Here is a 20293-nt window from a genome sequence, read left to right as displayed (position 1 = left end):
TCTTATTTGGTTGCTAAGTGGTGCATATATTTGATAAAAACAAAGGTAACAATTATCGCTGCAAAAATAGTTTCATATATCGCTAAATCATGAATCATAGGCACAATATAGTTATTTTTTGTATAAAATTGATCGCTTAAAGTTGCTGCCATTGCGGTAATCACTAAAGGAAACGTAAAGGCTGCATAGCTTGGATAAAATTGAATCGTCAATAGTTTTGGCAATTGACACAATACAAAGCAATACACTAGCTGTGAAAAAATTAATAACACCGTAACTCCCACTACACTGGGATTCGAAAACGCATTTAAATAACCCGCTAAACACAATGAGCCAGGTGCCGCAATAATCGTAATCAACGGCATGGTTGATTCATGCATATTTTTAATAAAGTAGACTTTTTTTATAATAATTGGTAGTAGCACCACGTACATAAATAATGCTGACCAAAATGCAATCTGACCAATCAATGGAGAAAAAGCAGAGCTAGTTACAGAACCTACGCCAATTCCTACATATACAATAAACCAGCTTGGATAGACTGAATGAATTGTCGATTTTTTAGCAAAATAATGTGTGAAATACAGCATTAATAGAATATGACAACTGAGTGCGATCAACCAAATAATAGTTGCAAAGAGGTGAAGTTTCACAAATTCATTTAAATAAGTAGCAACAACCATCGTTGCCATTGTAAAGGTGGGGGCTACTGATGCAATAATTGGATTTTTTAAATCTAGTTTTGTATGCTCAAATGTCAGGACTATTTTTATCAGGACCACAATCACTAGGCCAATCCCAACAGCTCCAATTAGATTCCCTGCGAAATTATATTGATAGAGTTTCATTAAATTCCCTAGTGAGACTATTGCTAAAATCAAGCCACACATTGGAATCGGTATTTTCTTCAAAAAGTTTTTCATTGCTCTCATCCTTTTATTTTATTTTTATTTTGTTCTCAAGAAGTGCCTTCTCCTGTAGTATAGCTTATTTATTCTATTAATTAAAATAATGATTAATAATATTAACTATTAAAAAAACAAATGCAAACGTACTCTCTTAAAAAACAATGAATACCCAAATGAGTATTGATTAGAATCCTATTAAATCAATCTGACTTTAAGTGGGATTGTTTGACGGATAGTTTAAAAATCGATACACTAATTTTAATTATAAAAAAACATGTACTTCGTTATTTTTCCAATCAAACTAAATCTATTCAACAAAACAAATAGCAACAGGTGGTGATTTTTCGTGTCTTTCAGAAACAATAAAAATTTAAATATAGTTATTTTATTAGCTATTGTTACACTTTTTTCTTTTTTACCTTTATTCAATTCAACCCTTTACAGAATGGATGATATCTATTTTGACATGCTCCGTATTGAATCTACTAAAGATGCGCTAATTCAAGGGATTTTCCCGTTAAAAATTGCGCCCCATTATCTAAATAATTATGGCTACGGAATCGGATTTTTTTATTGTCCTTTATTTATCTATCCAGCTGCCTTTTTAAAAGTAATTGGCTTTTCCACCATTACTTCTTTTAAATTATTTTTAGTTGGTTGTGGTTTTGCTGCAACCGCCTCTATGTATTTTGCAGCTTACAAAATAACTACTAAAAAATATTTTGCTCTAATCGCAACCATTCTTTATACAACAAGTCACTACAAAATTATCGACACCATTTATCGCGGTGCGATTGGCGAAACCTTAGTCTTTATCTTCTTACCCTTTGCCATCCTTGGCGTTCATGAAATGCTTTATGGTGATGGGAAAAAATGGTCCTATTTAGCGATTGGCATGTCAGGAATTTTCTTGTCTCATGTGTTGGCCAGTTTACTTTTAGCCATCTACTTAATTATCAGTTATCTGATTCGAATCAAATTTCTATGGCATGAAAAATACCGTATCCTCAATTCCTTGAAGGCGATTGGTATCACTCTGTTATTGTCTGCCTTTTACTGGATCCCAATGTTTGAGCAAATGTTCCATTCACGTTTTTCTTTGAATACAAGTATTGCTAATATCAATTCCAGAGGGTTTGAACTTGCTAGTTTATTTGATACAAAAATGGTTAATCAAACTATTGATACACCTTACTCTGTTGGATTTGTGTTACTTAGCATTGGTTTATTTGCCTGGATTTATCGTATCAAATTATCTGCCTTTATGAAAACGAGTTTAATTTTAGGCTATTGTTTCTTCTTTCTAACATTAAAGTCTTTCTTTTGGTCACTGGTTTTACCCATTCTACCTTTTTTTAATCAAATTCAGTTTCCTTGGCGCTTTAATATGTTGGCAACGCAACTTCTTGCCTTAGGAGGCGCCGCTATTTTGTACCAGCTTTTCTTTCAAGAGCGTACCGTACAAACCAAACACTTTGCCTTAACAGCTATTATCCTCGGCGTGTTTGGTTATGTTGGCTTTTATACATTCCAGTTTCCTTACCAAAGAGAAGTGATTACATTTGATGAACACTATTTTGAGAAACCAAATCTCCATAGTGCCATTGGTGCAGGAGAATATTTACCAAAAGGAACCTCTAAAAGAATGTTTTTAAACCGTGGTGCTATTTTTAAACATGATGAAAATATTTTATTAGTGGATCGTGTTACAAAGAAAAAAAATAACTTGTCATTTGATTATTTTCTTAATATGAAAGAACAAAAAATTGACGTTCCTTTAGTTTATTACTATGGCTATCGTTATAAAATTATTCAAGAAGACGGGACAGAAAGTAAAAGTTATCCTGTCAGTGAAAGTAACGACCATACCGTACAAGTCAATACTAAATCTACTGACAGCGGGACCATTTCTATCGATTACGTTCCGACTCTACTCACTAAGATAGCGTATGGTATTACGTTTACTACACTAGTTGGCATCTCACTTTTTTATGTAAAAACAAAAAAATTTCCCGGGAAATAGCCCTAAACAAAATAACTCTTTTGTTTAGGGTTATTTTTTATTAAAATTCAATTGAATCCTCTTACTTTTTTCTTATTTCGACGTATTTTCAAATAAATTATGCTAAAATAAGCTGATATGAATTTGTTCAAGGAGGAAATTGCTGTGAAAAATATTTTAGTATTACACACTGGTGGGACCATTGCCATGAGTGAAGATCAAACTACTGGAAAAGTAGCTCCTAGTTCAGAAAACCCTTTATTAAATCAAGGGCATTTATTTGAAAATTTGGCACATTTAGTTGTAGAAGATCTCTTCCAACTACCTTCTCCTCATATGACGCCTGTTGAAATGCTGATTTTAAAAAACCGCATTGAAAAAGCAATCACCCATGAAGGCATTGATGGGGTAATCGTGACTCATGGAACGGATACACTAGAAGAAACAGCTTATTTTTTAGACATTACATTGGATCACAACATTCCAATTGTTGTAACTGGTGCCATGCGTTCTAGTAATGAAATCGGTTCAGATGGTTTGTATAATTTTCAAAGTGCCGTATGGGTTGCAACATGTGAAGAAGCCAAAGACAAGGGTGTTTTAGTCGTAATGAATGATGAAATTCATACGGCTCGCTACGTTACTAAGACTCATACAACCAATGTAGCAACCTTTAGAACGCCTACATTTGGCCCAATCGGCTTGATTGCCAAGAACAAAGTTTTATTCTTCCAAGAATTGATTGCAGAGGAAAAATTTGAAGTAAATGCAATCAGTCAAAACGTCTATTTATTAAAAGCCTATGCTGGAATGGATGGTAGTTTGTTACAAGCTCTTGATAATCCCTCAACAGATGGCTTAGTGATTGAAGCGTTAGGGGCAGGAAATCTTCCTCCTCATACTCTACCTGCGTTAGAAACCCTATTAAATCGTGGCATTCCAGTCGTTTTAGTTTCCCGTTGCTTTAACGGTGTCGCTCAAGACGTGTATGATTATGCTGGTGGTGGAAAACGATTGAAAGAAATGGGGGTCATTTTCACAAATGGCTTGAACGGACCTAAAGCTCGAATTAAGTTAATGGTCGCTTTAACAAAATACAAAGACATTGATTCTATCAAAAAATACTTTTAACAGTTACACACAGTAAAACGCCACTCAAGAAAAAGAGACTCTTGGGTGGCGTTTTTATTTTTTGGGAACTACTAAGAACGGATGACATTTTAGTTAATTGACGTTCGTAGTGTCTTGAAGTTCTTGCTGAATTTTTTTTGGTAACTTTTCTACTATCAGACGATAAGACTTTTTTAAAAGCTCTAAAAGATGTCCATCTTCCAACTCAGTTGTTGCTAAATCAATCGAAATCCAATGGGTTTTATTCATATAGTACCCATATGTAACCGATTGATAATCCTCGCGAATTCTTTCATTATCTTCTGGCAAGCCTTTAATCGTAATAATTTCTTTTCCATCTTTATTTTCACCCATCAATGCAAATAATTTATCTCCAACGGTAAAGGCCATTGAACCCCATTCTTCCTTTAAGGCAACCTTTGCTCCTGCTAATTTTTTTCCCTCCGCAATTAAAAGCGCTTGTCTGCTGGCAATACTCACCTTTATTCCCCCTTTTTATCTTCTTCATTTATTTTACTATACATACAGTAAAAAAGAACAGAATGAGCTTCTGTCCTTTTTCTTTTATTCATTAAGAATTTTGTTTTGCAAAGATTTTCCCTAATTTCATAAGCAACTCTGGAGCATCGGTTTGATCCATCACTACTTCAATCCACTGCAATCGATTATTGTCTAATCGTGCTGCTTTTAGTGCATTAGCTAACTCAACTTCTGTTGTTACTTTATAGGTTGTGACCGTTTGCTGACTGCCACCAAAGACCAGCGGTAATTTTTGATAGTCCCACATGGGAATATCGTTGTAAAGTTCATTTGGTCCGTGAATTTCACGTTCCACAGTGTAGCCATTATTATTAATCACAAAAACGATAGGTGTTAATTTTTCTCTTAGTGCCATTCCTAACTCTTGGATTGTTAATTGCAAGGAACCATCCCCAATAAATAGCAAATGACGACTACTTGGATTTGCTAGCTGACTTCCTAGCATCGCTGGAAAGGTGTAGCCAATTGAGCCCCATAAGGGTTGTCCAATAAAGCTCATTTCTGATTTTAGTGGCACCGTTGATAGACCAAAAAATGAGGTTCCTTGTTCTGCTACTGCTGTATCTCCTTTTTCTAAAAAGCCTTCAATGGCTTCCCAAAAATGGCGTTGTGTTAACAATTGATTCGTCGGTTTAATGGATTTCAAACGAGCCATTGGTTGAATGTCACCTTGATATCCTTGATAATCAATAGACCTTAAAGCTTTCATTATAGCTGGTAAATGGATGCCTTCTAAATGTTCTTCTTTAACAATTACTTCATCACTCGCTAAAGAAAACAATTGCTTTTCAGAAAAATCATAGCTAAAGCCTGAAGTGGCGGAATCAGTTAACTTAGCCCCTAACGCTACTACTAAATCAGCCGTATCCACTCGTTTTCTCAATCCTTCTTCTGTCGGGCTTCCTGCATAAACACCTAAATAATGCTCATCTTCTTCATTAAAAACCCCTTTTCCAAAAGGCAAGGTTGTGATTGGCAAATGGAACTTATGAATAAAATCAGCTAAATAGGTTTCTAAATGGAAACTTGCAAGTTCATTCCCTGCTAATACTACTGGACTTTTAGCTTGTTGTAAGACTTTTTCTAATTCATGTACTAACTCAACTTCTCTTGCTGAGAGGCTTGCTTGTTTTGGTAATAGCGGTTCACTAGGTTTTTCAACCACCATTTCGGCAACATCAATAGGTAAGTTCAAGTAAACAGGACGTCGTTTTAAAACTGCCGCTCTCAATACACGATCAATTTCAGTAGCAGCATTTTCTTTTGTTAAGCTCCCAATTGCTTCTGTTACCGACTCGTGCATATTTTCAAAATGATCAAATTTTCCATCGCCTAATGTATGATGGACTAATTTGTGCGCATTTTGAACAGCCATTGTTGGCGATCCAACGATTTGAATCACTGGAACTTTTTCAGCATAGCTACCTGCAATCCCATTAATCGCGCTTAATTCTCCCACACCAAAAGTGGTCACCAGTGCGGATACGCCCTTAGTTCGTGCATAGCCATCTGCTGCATAGGCTGCATTTAATTCATTTGCATTTCCAATCCATTTTAAGTTAGGATGCTCTACAATATGATCTAAAAATTTTAAATTATAATCTCCAGGAACACCAAATATTTCTTTGATTCCTAACTCGCTTAATCGTTCTAACAAATAATCTCCAACTGTGTACATCTTATTGCCTCCTAAAAATCCTCTTCTTATTTCTACTCTTGTAGTATATTCTCCAACAGATTATAAGTCAACTATATTGACCTATAATCCAATACCTGTTATTTTTTATGTATTGTTTTTGAAATGAACTGAGCAACTTATGGTATACTAACCACAATGAATAAAGTAAAGGAGGCTTTTGATGGACCAAGAATCAATTAACTTTGATAAAAATCTTGCTTTGTTTTATTTTGCGTATCGCGCTTTTAGCAAAACGGCAGATGATCTAGTAGAAAACTATGGCATTAGTAAAGTTCACCGTCGCATTCTATTTTTTGTAGCTCGGATGCCTGGTTTAACAGTCAATGAATTGTTGACTGTATTAGATATTTCAAAACAGGCATTAAACAAGCCTATGCAAGAACTTTTACAAAAAGAGTGGCTTGTAACGAAGCCTAATGAAGCCGATAAACGGAGTAAGCGCATTTATTTAACCGCGCAAGGAAAGAACATCGACGCTCAAATAAGTGAGGCTCAAAAAGAAAAAATGAAAACCATCTTCCAACAAACAGGCGATCCAACAGGTGAGGCTTGGACGAACGTAATGACTGAGTATGCTAAGGAAACAGGTACAGATTTTATTGAACGAATTACTTAAAAAGATCAACAGTACCTAAAGAAAATTTCTGTAGATACTGTTGATCTTTTAATTTAGACTATCTTTTTAGAATCCATTAATTGCAACAACTTTTTGGTGAATTCAGAATAAAGTTTAACCTCTTTTAGCTGTTGAATGTTATCATCTTCTGAAAGCACTTGAATAAATTTTTCAAATAACGGACTAAAAATAGGTCGATTGTCTTTATTTACAGCGAAAATAGCCACTATTGAAACCTTTGTACCATTCCAATCAATGGGATGCGCTAGCACCGTTACCGCAACTCCTGTTTTAAACGCATTCATTTTTAACGCGTGAGGAACCGCAACGCCTTCACTAAAAGCTGTCGATGATAGGGCTTCTCTAGCCAATACCTTTTCTGTAAAATCTTGTGATACATAGTTAAAATGATACAATTGTTGCGTCATAAATCGAATTACCTCCTCCTTTGTTTTAAAATCCTTTTTAGTTGAAAATAATTCCGCCTGAAAAAATTTTTGGATATATCCTTCCATCGCTTTACGCTCACGCTCTTGGTGTATTTCCTGAATTTTTTCAGTAATATGACTTAAATCTTTTTTCGTTAGAAAGGGATGTACATACACGACATGCCCCTCTCCTTCATCAGAAATTAATATTGTCGATATGACCAAATCAGGCTGTAACACTTGCCAATTCGAACTCATATCTGTTACTATTTCTTGGATTAACAACTCTTTTGAAAAATGTTCTTTGATTTTCTCCAAGATTCCTTGATGAATATCATAATACTTTGGGCATACGACAATACACGTAATATCAGCCCTCTCATCTGGAATTGATTCTAAATAAGAACCTAAGTGTAGCGCAATATACGCAATTTCATCTTCATTCACTTGGATTTCCAATCGCTTCTCCAGCTCACTTGCAATTGATACTGAGATGTCATAAATCAATGGGTAGCTGCGTTTCAAATCATCTCGCAATGGATTCTTTGATAATTTGCTTAAGGTCGATCGATCAATTAGATTTCGAACATGAATCATAAACTTTGTTGTAAATTCGGCATCACTTAGGTGAATATAATACATTTCCCCAATATCAGCTAGTACCTCTTTAACAACTGCAACTGTTTGAACACCAATATATTCTTGCAACAACTCTACGCTCATTGTCTGATAATTAGCCAATGTCGTGTTGCCAACAAACAGTAACGACAAATGATAAATTTCAGCATCAGAAAAATCAATTTGAAATGTTGCTTGAATTTTCCTGGTTATTTCTTTAGTTAGTGTATATTCAATTAAGGTTTTAATTTCTTTATCAACTTTGATCGGCTCAATTTTTTTATTTTCTTTAATCCTCTGCAATGCAACTGCAAAATGTAAATAAATAGTCGCTAAAGAATAATGATTCACCACATAATCATAACTCTCTAGCGTACCCACAACGATTTTTTTCACATCATTAAAATCAATATCTCCTAAAATCTCTTGAATCAACTGTTCTTGATTGACGGTCTTTTTAGACTCTTCATAAAGTAAGTACGTCATTGCCTTTCGTTTTTGAAGTTCATTTCCTTTCAGCCGATAGTTATCTTCTCTTGAATAAAGTTCAATCTCAAAATTATAAAAATACGTCTTAATATTCTTCAAATCTCTTTTAATTGTTACTTCTGAAACACTCAATTCTTCAGCTAAATCATAAAGATTGAGTGGTGCTTTTGCCGATGTTAATAAGGCTCGCATCAAAAAAGACTGACGCTCTTTAACCGTTTCTGGAAAATGTTCTTTCGCTTTTGTTTCTTTAGTAGACCGATAATAGCGAGTCGTATCGATCAAATAACCGTCTTTACTTGAGACAATTATTGGTTTTTCAACTGCTTTGTTGACTAACATCACCTTATTTCGAACAGTTCGTTCTGTCACTTGAAAATAATTTGCAATAACAGATGCCTTCGTCCAGCTATTTCGACTTAATAAATAGTAAGTTAAGTTTTCTTCAGAAATCTTCTTATTCAGTAGAATCTCCTCCTTACATAAATCGATAGGAAGTTATCACGTCCGACAGCTTCCTATCTAACTTTTCTTAAAGGGAATTGCCATTTGTCGCAATTACTTGTTGATACCAATTAAAACTTTTCTTTTTCAAACGCTTGCCTGTTCCTTTTCCTAAATTATCAATATCCACATAGATAAATCCATAACGCTTCTCCATCTCAGCTGATGAACAACTTACAATGTCAATCGGTCCCCATGCGCAATATGCAATGATTTCAACACCATCTTTAATCGCTTCTTTTAATTCAATCAAATGCGCTCGCAAATAGGCAATCCGATAATCATCATTGATTTCATCATTCGTTTCTACCTTGTCATACATTCCAAAACCATTTTCAGCAATTAGTAATGGGACTTGATAGCGATCATAGTATTGGCAAAGACAATTGTAGAAACCTTTGGCATCAATTGCCCAACCCCACGGATTTTCTTTAAGGTATGGGTTTACAAGGACATCTGCTGGGTCCATTGTATTTTTCTCAGCTGAAACTGTTGAAGAATAATAATAGGAAATCGCTAAATAATCCATTGTGTTTTCAGCTAGTAATTTAGCATCATCTGATTCTTCATGAAGGTTAATTGCATTTTCAGAAAAATATCGTCTCATATAGCTTGGATAGCTTCCTCTAAATTGAACATCTGAGAAAAAATATTGCATCCGATTACGCTTCATTGCCAGTACAACATCTTCTGGTTTGCATGAAAAGGGGGATGCCGTACAATCAGCTAGCATCGTTCCCATTTGCATCGCAGGATTAATGGCTCTTGCTTTTTCTACAATCTTTGCAGTTGCTACAAATTGATTATGAATCGCTTGATACTTCGCTTCTTCCATATTCTCAACCTGATCTTCACAAACAGCAATTGAATTAAAAGATTCAAAATGAACTAAATTAATTTGGTTAATTACAATCCAATACTTCACCTTTTTTTGATAGCGCTCTAATAAAACTTTTCCATAATTGGCAAATAAATCAATCACTTTACGATTGTGCCATCCTCCATATTCTAAGGTAATATTCAGCGGCGTTTCATAATGAAGCATCGTAATAATCGGTTCCATGCCTAATTTAATGCACTCATCAATTAATTCATCATAAAATTGTAACCCTTTTTGATTAGGTTCGATCTCGTTTCCATTTGGAAAAATACGTGACCAATCAATCGAGGTACGAAAAGTTTGAAATCCCATTTCTGCAAGTAGTTTTAGATCCTCCTTATAGGTATGATAAAAATCAATCCCATGTCTTTTTGGATAGTAACCATTCTGGTCTAACATATGCTGTTTAACCTCTTCTAATGTCATGTCTGATTCATGGCTTGCCGCTTTAATATCCATTTTTGGATTGTATAAATGAACATCTGCCACACTCAAACCTTTTCCATCAAGTTCAAAACCACCTTCAATTTGATTAGCAGCAACTGCGCCACCCCATAAAAAATTTTTGGGAAAACCTGTTCGTTCTATCATCTTGTTCTTCCTCCTATTTTTCAGTTAATTTTTCAACTACCGAAACTAGCTGATTGGCAATATTCCATTCAGAACTGATTGTCATCAAGGTATCTTGCGCATGGGCAAATAATAAAGAAAACTCATGCTGCGTTCCACTCGCTTCTGCTTGAATCGTTTCCGTTTGAGCTTTATGAGCTGCTAGTATCTCAATTTTAGCTAATTTCAATAACTCTCTTACCTCATCAAACTCTTTATTCCCCATCTTTTCAAAAGCATCCATCACTAATTTCCGCGCATCTCCAGCATGTAAAATAATTTCCATTGAAATTTGATTCATCTGCTCATTCATTCTCTTAACTCCTTTCACAATCTTCTTTTTAATTTTCAAGCTGTTCATTTTTTAATTCAGTATTGTCATATACTTTGAAAAAAGGATACCAAATACACAAAGAAATACCTGCTAAAAACAGAAATAATAAAATTCCTTTTAAATCTCCATTTACTAGATACGTTGAAATTGGGTACGGTAAATACCATAATTGAAACGCTTTTGCTGGAATCATCACCCAGCCCATACTTAACACAAGATACGTAATAGCTGGTATCACAACTCCATTCAACCAAAAAGGAATCATTAACATGGGATTAAAAACAATCGGCGCACCATAAACAAGTGGCTCATTGATATTGAATAACGAAGGTAAAAAAGTTGCTCGACCAATCGCTTTTAGCCGTCCTGACTTTGCCGTTAGCAACAAAATAGCTAAAATCATCGTATAGCCGACACCACCAAACGCACAAAATCCTGAATAAAAAGTCTCCTGCGTATTGATATAAATAGCCTCTGAACCTTTGGAAACTAATGCCGCATTATCTGCAATTCCTTTCAATGCAATTGGAGTAAAAATAGGCGTCAACACCCACGTACTAATTCCAAATGAATATAAAAAACTTAAACAAAAACCCATTAAAACAAATCCCCAAAAGCTTTGACCCAGTGATTGCAAAGGTTCAAATAGCAAAACAATATAATCAAAAACATCGATTTGTAAAATATGATAAAAAACCCAACCGACTGTCACAATCAACGCAATTGGAATTAAGGAATCAAACCAAACAACGATGAAATCTGGCAAGCTTGTTTCTTCCTTATTAAAAAATGACCATTTAGAAAAAAGCGTCATCATTCCTCCTACAAATAATCCCATTACGATTGAAACAAACATCCCCACTGCACCAAAACGCTCTAACGAAAACGTAATACTTGAGCCTTCATTTCCAATTACTGGAAAAATCAATAATAAATACAAGGCAATTCCAGTTAAACCAGCTAATACTTTTTTATCGCCAATTTTTTTCTTTTCTAAAATAAAATACGGTAGTAAAAAAGCTACAAAAATCCCTGACAAACCAAAGGTGAAGGTACTGATTAATGATAGATCAGGTAAAATAGGGGCAATTTCATTTACTAGAGATATCAAGGTAATCATCGAACTGACTAAAATAAAGGGTAAAATTGCCATTACAGAATCTTGAACTGCTGAAACCCAAACATTTTTGGTCACCTTATTTACTTTAGGTGCAAAACTATTGGTCATAAAATTCATTATTTTTTCCATCTTTTTCTCCTTTTATTCTTGATTTAATAAATCCAGTGCTTCATTGCCATTCATCATGCCATAAACTTTTTGTGGAATTACCTTCACTAAAATATCTCGACCAGATTGAACAATTCTTTCTTTAACCTCATTTTCAATATAAGCTAAATGCGGGCCAATCAATAACACATCAATTTTTTCAATATAGTCATCCAATTCTGATTCACTTCTTGCTAAAATGGCAACTTCTGCACCTCTTTTTTTAGCTGCTTTTCGCATATTAGCTGCCATAAAGCCACTTGATGCACCACCACCACATATTAATAAAACCGTTTTCATTTACAACCAACTCCTTTTATTTGATAGTTACAGCATACTCTATTATTTTTTTAGAAACGAATCAATTTCTTTCCTAGTGTGCGGAAAACAAAAAAATACTAGAGCAAGTTAAACTAGCGCTCTAATATTTATGTTAAAATCTAATTTATTCAATTAAAAATAATACATTCGTTGCTCAGTTATATAGATATGTGTTTTGGTAATTCTCATTACTGTTAAAAAAAATAAAATTTTATCGAACAAGCCATAACGATTAGCAATACAGCCTAAAAAATCGTTTCAAATATATCTAACTTTTTAGAGGTTATTTTTATTTATACTGTTTATAACTAATAACCACCATTTGGATTGTACCAACAACTAAATGTATCTCTTGAATTTCCTTTTGCACTAGCATATGAGTATGAATTAGCTCCAGCAGATGCAATTCCAACCTTTGATCCGACTTTAGCTTTAGATCCATGATATCTAGTATAATTAATATAATTAGAATTACCTATTTTTTGAGTTCCCCAATTAGCCAGGTTAGAATAATATACCCAACGTCCACCACTAAGATTTTGAGCTACTCTCGTATTAATACTTTCTTTTTTCACTGGAAGACTGGAATTGATAATAGTACCATCTTTATCAAAACTAATAAAACCTTCTTTTTTATCTGCTATCGACGTTAATAATTCAGCTGCATTTGTTTGTACAGCTGGCATTGATAATGTAACTACCATGATAGATAATAATAATAAAATTTTTTTATTCATAATTTTCCCCCTTCTTAATTAAACATATTATAACATTCGTTAAAATAAAAGTAAATGTGTTATTTTATTTTAAAAAAATTTGAATATCACTTTTTTTTAAAATATCTTTATCATGAGAAACCAAAATAATTGTTTTGCCCTCTTTCTTTTGTTCTGTCAATAATTCAAAAATTAAATCTCTATTTACTGAATCTAAAGATCCCGTAGGCTCATCAGCAAAGATTAATTGACTGGGCTTTATAATCGTTCGCGCTAGAGCTACACGTTGTTTTTCACCCCCAGATAATTGATATATTTTGGTGGACAACTTCGTATTTAGATGTACTTTCTCCATAGCCTCTTTCTTTTTATCCATTGATTCTTTTTTCGTTAGTTTAGTATACTGTAATCCAATATTCAAATTGTAATCAATTGTTTGATTTTCCAATAAACCAAAGTTCTGAAATAGATAAGATAGTCTAAAACGCTTATCAAGTAAAGCTTTTCTTGAATTTATTGCAGGTGATTTTTCTCCAAACAAAAGATAGTCTCCTTCATTATAATTGTCTATCAATCCCATTATATTCAACAGTGTTGATTTACCAGAACCACTTTCTCCAAAAATCGTCGTGATTGTTTGTGAGGGGATAGAAAAGTTAATACCTTCAAAAATGGTTTTATTTTTGATGCGTTTCCCCATATTTCTAAGTTCAATTACATTCTTATTCATTTTATTCTCCCTCTAAAATACTCACTTTATTTTTTCGTTCTAAATACAGCAACATTGTCATTGTAATTAAAAATTCAATTAATAAATAAATAATTATAACAACATTGAACATTTCATAATTAATGATTTTTGCTACTTTAAAAAACTCCAAAACTACATATTGCGCAATTAATAATAAAAAATAGTTTCTATAAGTTGCTAGCACGGAAAAACCATTTACTCTTTTTAAAACAATTATTTTTTTGTTGATTTTAAAATAGAATATTGTTAAATAACTAATAATGACAACCATAACAATTGTAGATATAAAAACTTCTAAGCTTTTACTCTTAACACTTCCAAGACTTAATTGAATTTTAACTAAACTTATATCACTTATTGGAACTAATGAAGGTAAATTGTCACTTAAGTTATTTTCTTTTAATAAGGCTAGCATGTATTGTTTTATATGTTCATTATTTGGAATCTTTAAAGGTGATGAATCATCACCTTTAGACAATTGCCTTTCAAGTGCATGACTATTATTTTCAGTTAGAACATCTAAAACAATTACATCAGAAATGGATGGTTGGTCAGGGTTGAATGTTTTTATTTTTTGGTTATTTTTAATCCACACAATTGAAAATTCTGAATTTAAATATGAATACTCCTTTAAAGAATACATTTCTCTAATTTTTGATTCTTGATTTTTATATTTTTCAGGCACTAGTATCATCCTATTTTTTTCTGATTCTTGAATATCAATAATTTTATTTTGAGTATCCAATATTGGAAACTTAGTTAGATAATTAGGATTAACAAAAATGCTTCTATAAAAATATTCATTCTCTTTAGTTTGATATTGAACATCATTAACCAATAGTGCTCCCTGTTCATTTAAATAGTGATAAATTGCATCGTCAATATCTATTGTAAATTCAGAACTATAAACAAAATCACTATAATTTTTCCCTAAATAAATAGGATATAAAATAGAATAATCAGCACTATCATTTTCAGTATTTTGTGCTTTTGTTGAATAATATAACACCTCAGCAAGTGGAATTACAGAACTAATTATAAATGTAAGTAACAATGCTTTTACAACAAATACGCCAACAAATGATTTTTCTGTAATAAATGATTTTTTATTAAGACTTGTAACCGCACTTACTTTAATTGAATAATAAATACTAATATAGGTTACCAACGTAATAATTAAAAATAAGACTATCATATAAACTAAACAAGAGACAATTTCATAACTTAAAAGTTTTGCAAAAAAAGTAATTACAATCGTTGAAATAGTAACTATGACTAGCTGATCTAAGATCATGGTGTGAGCAATTCGATGTATTGAATATCCATTCATTTTATAGACCGCAATTTCAGGACTTGCTACCATCAACCATAAAAACAAAATTATTATTAAAGTTACGGCTCCAATCACTAAGTAATTACTTAAATTAGTAAGTGGCGATAGGATTAACTCATCTACTTTATTATTATCAAAATTAACAAACTGATCAATTTTATATTGCTTATCAAAAATCATATTGTACTTATTTTTAAACAACTCCATCGCCTCTAAATAAAGTGGTTCATCATTTAAATCAATAAAGAAAGTTCCCTCATATTCTTTATTTTCAACTGATTTTTTTATAGTAGAGATGTAAAATGTTGCATTATTATAAGCATTTGATTGTTTTTCTATTTTGCTACTGTTTGAGAAATAAAAATAAATATTGGTTTGATCTGAGGAATAATCAATTTTATCATTTACTTTATTGTAGCTATAATCCGTTATTTTTTTTAAATATGACGTATCATATTTAAGACTAATTTCATCTAAAATAGCAATAACTTTTAAATAATCTTCTTCATTGTTTATTTTATCTGGGATTGACAATGCTGAATAGTTGTTAGTATAGTTAAAATTATTCATAGTAATTTCATCAGTATTTTTTTTATTCCTTCCTAACACAATACAAATAAGTAAAAATATGTATAGGCCTATGATTAAAAATTTTAGTATGTTTTTGTTCATTCATTCGCCTCCCTAGTTATTTGAAACTATCAAACAATTATATATATTATTAAAACACATCTAAGCATATAATGAAACAACTTATCTATTTTTTATTTATGAATAAAAACAAAAAAAACTAGACAACACCGCCCAGTTCAATACTGGTAACTATGAGTTATCTAGTTCTATTTCATTTAGTTTTTTGAATTCATTAAGTAATTTTTATATTTTTAATAATTAACTAGACTTGATTCATTTCTTTATAGTGAATCACAGCTCCTAGTAAGTTCGCATCATTCTTAAATTCACATACTTTAAGAGTTGGAATAGCTGCCCTTACTTGCGAAGACTCTTTTTTGAATAGTTTTTGAAACCATCCTAGTAATTCCGTGTCTTCTGAAACCAATTTTTCCATCGCTTTTTCAATTCCTGGCACAAATTCATCATTGTTACTGACTCCGCCACCGATTCCAATAAATTCCGGTTCAAAGGCACTATTTAAAGTCACCATAATTTGAGCCAAACTATCATACATTGCTTGAAGTTCATTGACAGCTACCTCATCGCCTTCTTTGGCTAAATCAAAAACTTCCTTTCCTTCAATTGAAGAAGGCATTTGGAATTTCTTTAATGCGACCCTTTTTCCTAAGCTAACTGGTGATGCTTTTGGTGTTTTAAGAGCTGCTAGCTGTTGGGCGATGGTTTTATCTAGCTCATCTAATTTAAGCTCTTGCTTACGAAGAACTTCGCCATTTTCAACAATTGCAATTCCTACGCCAGTTCCAATAATAACAAAAAGTGGATGTGTATAGCCTTTGCCAATTCCTTCTTTCATTTCAGCAATTGCCGCACAATTGGCGTCATTTTCCATACTCACAGGTAAACCGAGTGCCTCTGAAAGTGACTCTTTTATTGGAATTAGATGTAGAAAAGGAACTGCACTCGTTCCACGTATCAATCCAGCCTCTTCATCTACATCACCTGGTGTGCTGATAGCCACACCATCAAAAGAATAGGTATCGGCTAGCTTATCTTTTGCTTCATTTAATAAATCAAAAAAACTACCTCGCGTTAACGGTGTGGGAAATTCATCTTTTTCTTTTAATTCATTTTGATCCCAAACGGCGTATTTTACGGCTGAACCGCCAATATCTACTACTAAAAGAGCCATGCTATTTCCTTCTTTCTTTATTTATTCGTTTAGAGGTTCCCATACCATACTTGCTTCGCATGAAAGAACGTCATGGTTTACGATTTGATGTGCGGATATAATGCTGCCATCTTCTTGGGTGCTAAGGCTAACCTTGCTTTGCACCATATTACCATAGGCTACTTCTTTTTCATATTTGACATTTAATGATTTGATACGATGCGTTTTGATAAAATCCAACCCTAATGAATCTAAAAACCAATCTAAATACTTGGAATTATTTACATGTTGATTGGCATCAATATCTAAATAACGCACACGATAATCAATTGTTGCAGCTTTTTCTAAATCAACTTTTTCAGGTTTTGGCGTTCGGATTAATTTTTTAGATGCTTCTACTTGATAAGGTGCCACAACATCTTCTGCAATTCGTGCCATTTTTCTAGCAGCAAAATCCATTAAAGCAAACGTACAATGAACTTGAACACATAGCTCACCCGTCTCATCAAATGCTTTGAATTCCCGATAGGTAAACAATTTGTTGTAACTTAATGCTTGTGTTGTAATCGTGATGGTTTCCCCTGCTTCAGGCAGTCGCTGAATGTGAATATCATTTTGTAAAATAATCCATGATAATCCCTTTTCTAAGAGAACCGCATCTCCTACGCCTAATTTGTAACTCTGCTCACCTGAAACATAGAGCATAATATTTAACAACATTGGAATGCTGATTTGTTTGGTTGCATCACACTCATAGTATTTCACTCGATGCTCTTTTTGATAAATTAGTCCACTCATTTTGTATCCTCACTTTGCTTCCATTTGATTTCTTCTTTTAGCCTATCACATATTGCAAAAAATAGGGACTATTTCGCTAAATTAGTCATTGATTTTCGATAAATTTAATTTTTTCAATCTTGTTTAAGTAAGTCTCCCTGATTCTACTTTTTAGTTCCCTTTTGGAAACAAAACGAAGCAAATAATAAATCCTTTTAATAACTTCAAAATAAACCCATTCAAAGTACAACATACCTTGAATGGGTTTATTTTTTTTGATTATCGTATACTAAAAAAATAGGTACTTTTTTATTAACTCTTAACATGCAGATTTCCCTATGGTTTTATTTTTCAACGCCATTCCAAACATATATTCATCAACACTATCGACACACTTGATATTTTCAAAATTTGTCATGATTGATGTATGAATATCCTCCATGGTGTAATCCATTGGAAAAATTAAGATTTTACTAATCATTCTTTCTTCTATGGTAGTAAATACAACGGAATAAATCAGCACATCATTCCAATAATCTTCAATCTTTTTCATAATAAATACTCCTTTTTAAAGTCAACTGCTTCCCCGTAGAGCAGTGAGCCTGTTAATGATAGGTACATTTCGGATAAATAGGAACGCTTGGAGTCATCGGCTCCAAAACCTCCCCCGTTATTCACTTCGCTTACTACGTTTAATATTAATGGGTTTAATTCTGTTAATGGCGTTTTTTGTTTAACCTTTTGTACCTTTAATGAATCAATGAGAATGGCTTTTTTCCCATTCGGTGGCGAAACAGAGAAGTATTCTATTTCTTCCTTTTGGTCTGTTCTAGGCGAATATTCTGGTGGCAAAGGCTCTACCGTATTATTAGGATTCATTGGATCTACCGGTAGCGTTTGTTCTACTGTTTGGCTAATTCCATCAACTTGATACAAATAAACGCCTGTTTCTGCATGAACTTCTGGGTCTACATTCAAATCTAAAAAAATATTAAAAGAAAACAACGAGCCAAAGAGCAAGCATGAGCGCAAATAGTTATTTTGTTTAGGATACTTCATATGCTTCAAACTTCCCTTCTTGTTTCTTTTCACTTCTTAGAGTTGAAATACAATCTCCAAAATTCGCCCAATCACTAGTAGTAGGTGGTGCGTTCCAAACAATCACTTGCATTTCTTCATTTCTAGAGTCATTGATTGTGTAGTCACATAATAAAATATCGGTATCCGACGTCAAACGATTAGTCACTTCAATATTGATAAAGTCAAAAGATTGAATGTTCCTTGTAATAAATTTATTGTAATTCTCACCCAATGAAAAATCGACACAAACCTTAATCGGGGTAGCAAAAAAAGAAGGGGGTAAAAGATCAATCAATAAGAAAATATAATGGTTAAACAAGAAAATATTATTTGCTTTAATTAGTTGATATTTTTTGGTCTTCGGTGTATTCCGAATTAAAGAAGAACAAAATACAAGCACTTCTGGATAATTTTCTTCAACAAATCGCGCTTGAATCGGTTGATCTAATTCATTTTGCAAATAATTAAAATTTAAAATCATATAATGGATTCTTCTTAAATAAGTGGTGATTTTTTCTTTTAAGTGTTGATCCACTCGGTTTTCAAAATGTGCTTCAAATTCTGTTAAAAAATAATCCGTCAAGTCATCTGGCTTTCCATCTTCTAATGCTAAAAACTGGTTGAATTCATCTAAATTTAAAATAAAATAAGTCAACACTTCAATTTCTTTTGTTTCTATTTTCTGGTTAAACGCATTTTCTGCTGCTTCTAAAACGACTTGATTCATTTCTTTAAAATCTATAATCGTCGTCAACGTCATTCGATTCTTAATCCCTTTTTTACGTTGTATTCGTTGTAAACTAATTCCAATAAAGAAGCGTAGTTTCTCTTTACTCGTTTGAGACAATTGAATAGCACTTCTCTTTTGAATTTCTTTAAGAAATAAATCAATTTGACCTCTTATTTTTTTAGGAAAAGGAATTTTTTGCCCCCCATAGCAAGATTGGTACAAATTATAAAAATACATGCGTATCCCTCGTTCATCTCCTAAAATTTTAAACTGACTAGAGAGTGTTAGCTCATATTTTTTTAACTGTTTTTTTATCCCTGTAATTTGTGTATATACTTTTGTTCGACTAATGTAAAAGCGCTCTGCGTAATCGCTTGGATTGCTAAATTTTTCTTCAAAAATATCTTCAATAATTTGAAAATTCAAGGAACGTTGAATGTAAATACTTCTAAGTGATTTACTTGAAAAATTCATTGTTCTTTTTATCTTAAGAATTTTATTGAATTTTTGAATGGCAATTTGATCGCTTAAACGATAATTCTTAATGTCTTCTTTTAACTCTTCATATGCGCTAATTACAATAAATTCAGAAACTTCCATTCTTTTTTTTAGTTCCGAAATTGTAATTTGTTGTTGAAAACTTTCTTCAATAATATGAAGTAAGAGTAGTTTTCGGGTATCTGCTTTTGATAAAAATATCGACATCCCCTTTTCCACTCCCTTCTTAGTTGATAGTTGTCTCTCTTATTATTGAAT

General features: G+C 32.8%; 19 protein-coding genes. 3 read left to right on the top strand and 16 right to left on the bottom strand.

The window, feature by feature from the left end; genetic code table 11:
- Nucleotides 1–2 precede the first annotated feature (2 nt).
- Nucleotides 3–923, bottom strand: coding sequence for a TDT family transporter (locus CDIMF43_RS03555; protein WP_109841200.1), 921 nt, complete (start codon nt 921–923; stop codon nt 3–5).
- Nucleotides 924–1254: 331 nt separating this feature from the next.
- On the opposite strand from CDIMF43_RS03555, the gene CDIMF43_RS03550 reads away from it, so the two are divergent.
- Both CDIMF43_RS03550 and CDIMF43_RS03545 read left to right on the top strand, forming a co-directional pair.
- Nucleotides 1255–2931 (top strand): glycosyltransferase family protein, encoded by a 1677-nt coding sequence (locus tag CDIMF43_RS03550; protein ID WP_109841199.1) that lies wholly within the window; start codon nt 1255–1257, stop codon nt 2929–2931.
- A gap of 144 nt (nt 2932–3075) precedes the next feature.
- Entirely contained in the window at nt 3076–4041 is a 966-nt protein-coding gene (locus CDIMF43_RS03545) for an asparaginase (protein ID WP_074402238.1), read from the top strand.
- Between the two features lie 93 nt (nt 4042–4134).
- Here CDIMF43_RS03545 and CDIMF43_RS03540 read toward each other — a convergent pair whose 3' ends face one another.
- Both CDIMF43_RS03540 and CDIMF43_RS03535 read right to left on the bottom strand, forming a co-directional pair.
- Nucleotides 4135–4521 (bottom strand): MmcQ/YjbR family DNA-binding protein, encoded by a 387-nt coding sequence (locus CDIMF43_RS03540; RefSeq protein WP_109841198.1) that lies wholly within the window; start codon nt 4519–4521, stop codon nt 4135–4137.
- 91 nt (nt 4522–4612) lie between these two features.
- A complete protein-coding gene (locus tag CDIMF43_RS03535) occupies nt 4613–6259 on the bottom strand; it encodes an alpha-keto acid decarboxylase family protein (RefSeq protein ID WP_109841197.1) in 1647 nt (548 codons plus the stop codon).
- Between the two features lie 181 nt (nt 6260–6440).
- On the opposite strand from CDIMF43_RS03535, the gene CDIMF43_RS03530 reads away from it, so the two are divergent.
- Nucleotides 6441–6896 carry a MarR family winged helix-turn-helix transcriptional regulator gene (locus tag CDIMF43_RS03530; protein WP_074402236.1) on the top strand — a complete coding sequence of 152 codons (456 nt, stop codon included), beginning with the start codon at nt 6441–6443 and terminating at the stop codon, nt 6894–6896.
- Between the two features lie 53 nt (nt 6897–6949).
- Here the strand turns inward: CDIMF43_RS03530 and CDIMF43_RS03525 are convergent, their stop codons facing one another.
- The 13 genes from CDIMF43_RS03525 to CDIMF43_RS03465 all read right to left on the bottom strand — a co-directional run bounded on the left by CDIMF43_RS03525 (nt 6950) and on the right by CDIMF43_RS03465 (nt 20242).
- A complete protein-coding gene (locus CDIMF43_RS03525) occupies nt 6950–8803 on the bottom strand; it encodes a BglG family transcription antiterminator (protein ID WP_233218287.1) in 1854 nt (617 codons plus the stop codon).
- A gap of 160 nt (nt 8804–8963) precedes the next feature.
- The gene (locus tag CDIMF43_RS03520; RefSeq protein WP_109841195.1) at nt 8964–10406 is read right to left on the bottom strand and encodes a glycoside hydrolase family 1 protein; all 1443 of its coding nucleotides are present in this window, start codon (nt 10404–10406) and stop codon (nt 8964–8966) included.
- A 13-nt stretch (nt 10407–10419) separates the two neighbouring features.
- On the bottom strand, nt 10420–10737 hold the full coding sequence (locus CDIMF43_RS03515; protein WP_109841194.1) for a PTS lactose/cellobiose transporter subunit IIA: 318 nt from the start codon (nt 10735–10737) through the stop codon (nt 10420–10422).
- Between the two features lie 28 nt (nt 10738–10765).
- Complete coding sequence (locus tag CDIMF43_RS03510) at nt 10766–12007, bottom strand: PTS sugar transporter subunit IIC (RefSeq protein WP_109841193.1); 1242 nt, start codon at nt 12005–12007, stop codon at nt 10766–10768.
- A gap of 12 nt (nt 12008–12019) precedes the next feature.
- Entirely contained in the window at nt 12020–12325 is a 306-nt protein-coding gene (locus CDIMF43_RS03505) for a PTS sugar transporter subunit IIB (RefSeq protein ID WP_109841192.1), read from the bottom strand.
- Between the two features lie 329 nt (nt 12326–12654).
- Nucleotides 12655–13083, bottom strand: coding sequence for a hypothetical protein (locus CDIMF43_RS03500; protein ID WP_109841191.1), 429 nt, complete (start codon nt 13081–13083; stop codon nt 12655–12657).
- Nucleotides 13084–13147: 64 nt separating this feature from the next.
- Nucleotides 13148–13792, bottom strand: a complete 645-nt coding sequence (locus CDIMF43_RS03495; RefSeq protein WP_109841190.1) for an ATP-binding cassette domain-containing protein — start codon at nt 13790–13792, stop codon at nt 13148–13150.
- A 1-nt stretch (nt 13793) separates the two neighbouring features.
- Entirely contained in the window at nt 13794–15818 is a 2025-nt protein-coding gene (locus tag CDIMF43_RS03490; RefSeq protein ID WP_109841189.1) for a hypothetical protein, read from the bottom strand.
- A gap of 223 nt (nt 15819–16041) precedes the next feature.
- Nucleotides 16042–16971, bottom strand: a complete 930-nt coding sequence (locus CDIMF43_RS03485; RefSeq protein ID WP_109841188.1) for an ROK family protein — start codon at nt 16969–16971, stop codon at nt 16042–16044.
- A gap of 21 nt (nt 16972–16992) precedes the next feature.
- A complete protein-coding gene (locus CDIMF43_RS03480) occupies nt 16993–17748 on the bottom strand; it encodes an acyl-[acyl-carrier-protein] thioesterase (RefSeq protein WP_074402234.1) in 756 nt (251 codons plus the stop codon).
- A gap of 298 nt (nt 17749–18046) precedes the next feature.
- Nucleotides 18047–18280, bottom strand: a complete 234-nt coding sequence (locus CDIMF43_RS03475; RefSeq protein WP_034571952.1) for a hypothetical protein — start codon at nt 18278–18280, stop codon at nt 18047–18049.
- Complete coding sequence (locus tag CDIMF43_RS03470) at nt 18277–18786, bottom strand: hypothetical protein (protein ID WP_074402232.1); 510 nt, start codon at nt 18784–18786, stop codon at nt 18277–18279. Before CDIMF43_RS03470 ends, CDIMF43_RS03475 begins: the two co-directional genes overlap by 4 nt.
- A complete protein-coding gene (locus CDIMF43_RS03465) occupies nt 18773–20242 on the bottom strand; it encodes a helix-turn-helix domain-containing protein (RefSeq protein WP_074402231.1) in 1470 nt (489 codons plus the stop codon). Before CDIMF43_RS03465 ends, CDIMF43_RS03470 begins: the two co-directional genes overlap by 14 nt.
- Nucleotides 20243–20293: the final 51 nt, after the last annotated feature.

Origin of the sequence: Carnobacterium divergens (assembly GCF_900258435.1) — a bacterium.
In the GTDB taxonomy this organism is placed as follows: domain Bacteria; phylum Bacillota; class Bacilli; order Lactobacillales; family Carnobacteriaceae; genus Carnobacterium; species Carnobacterium divergens_A.
The sequence above is the reverse complement of the archived record's forward strand: the minus strand, read 5'-3'. Positions and strand labels throughout refer to the sequence as shown.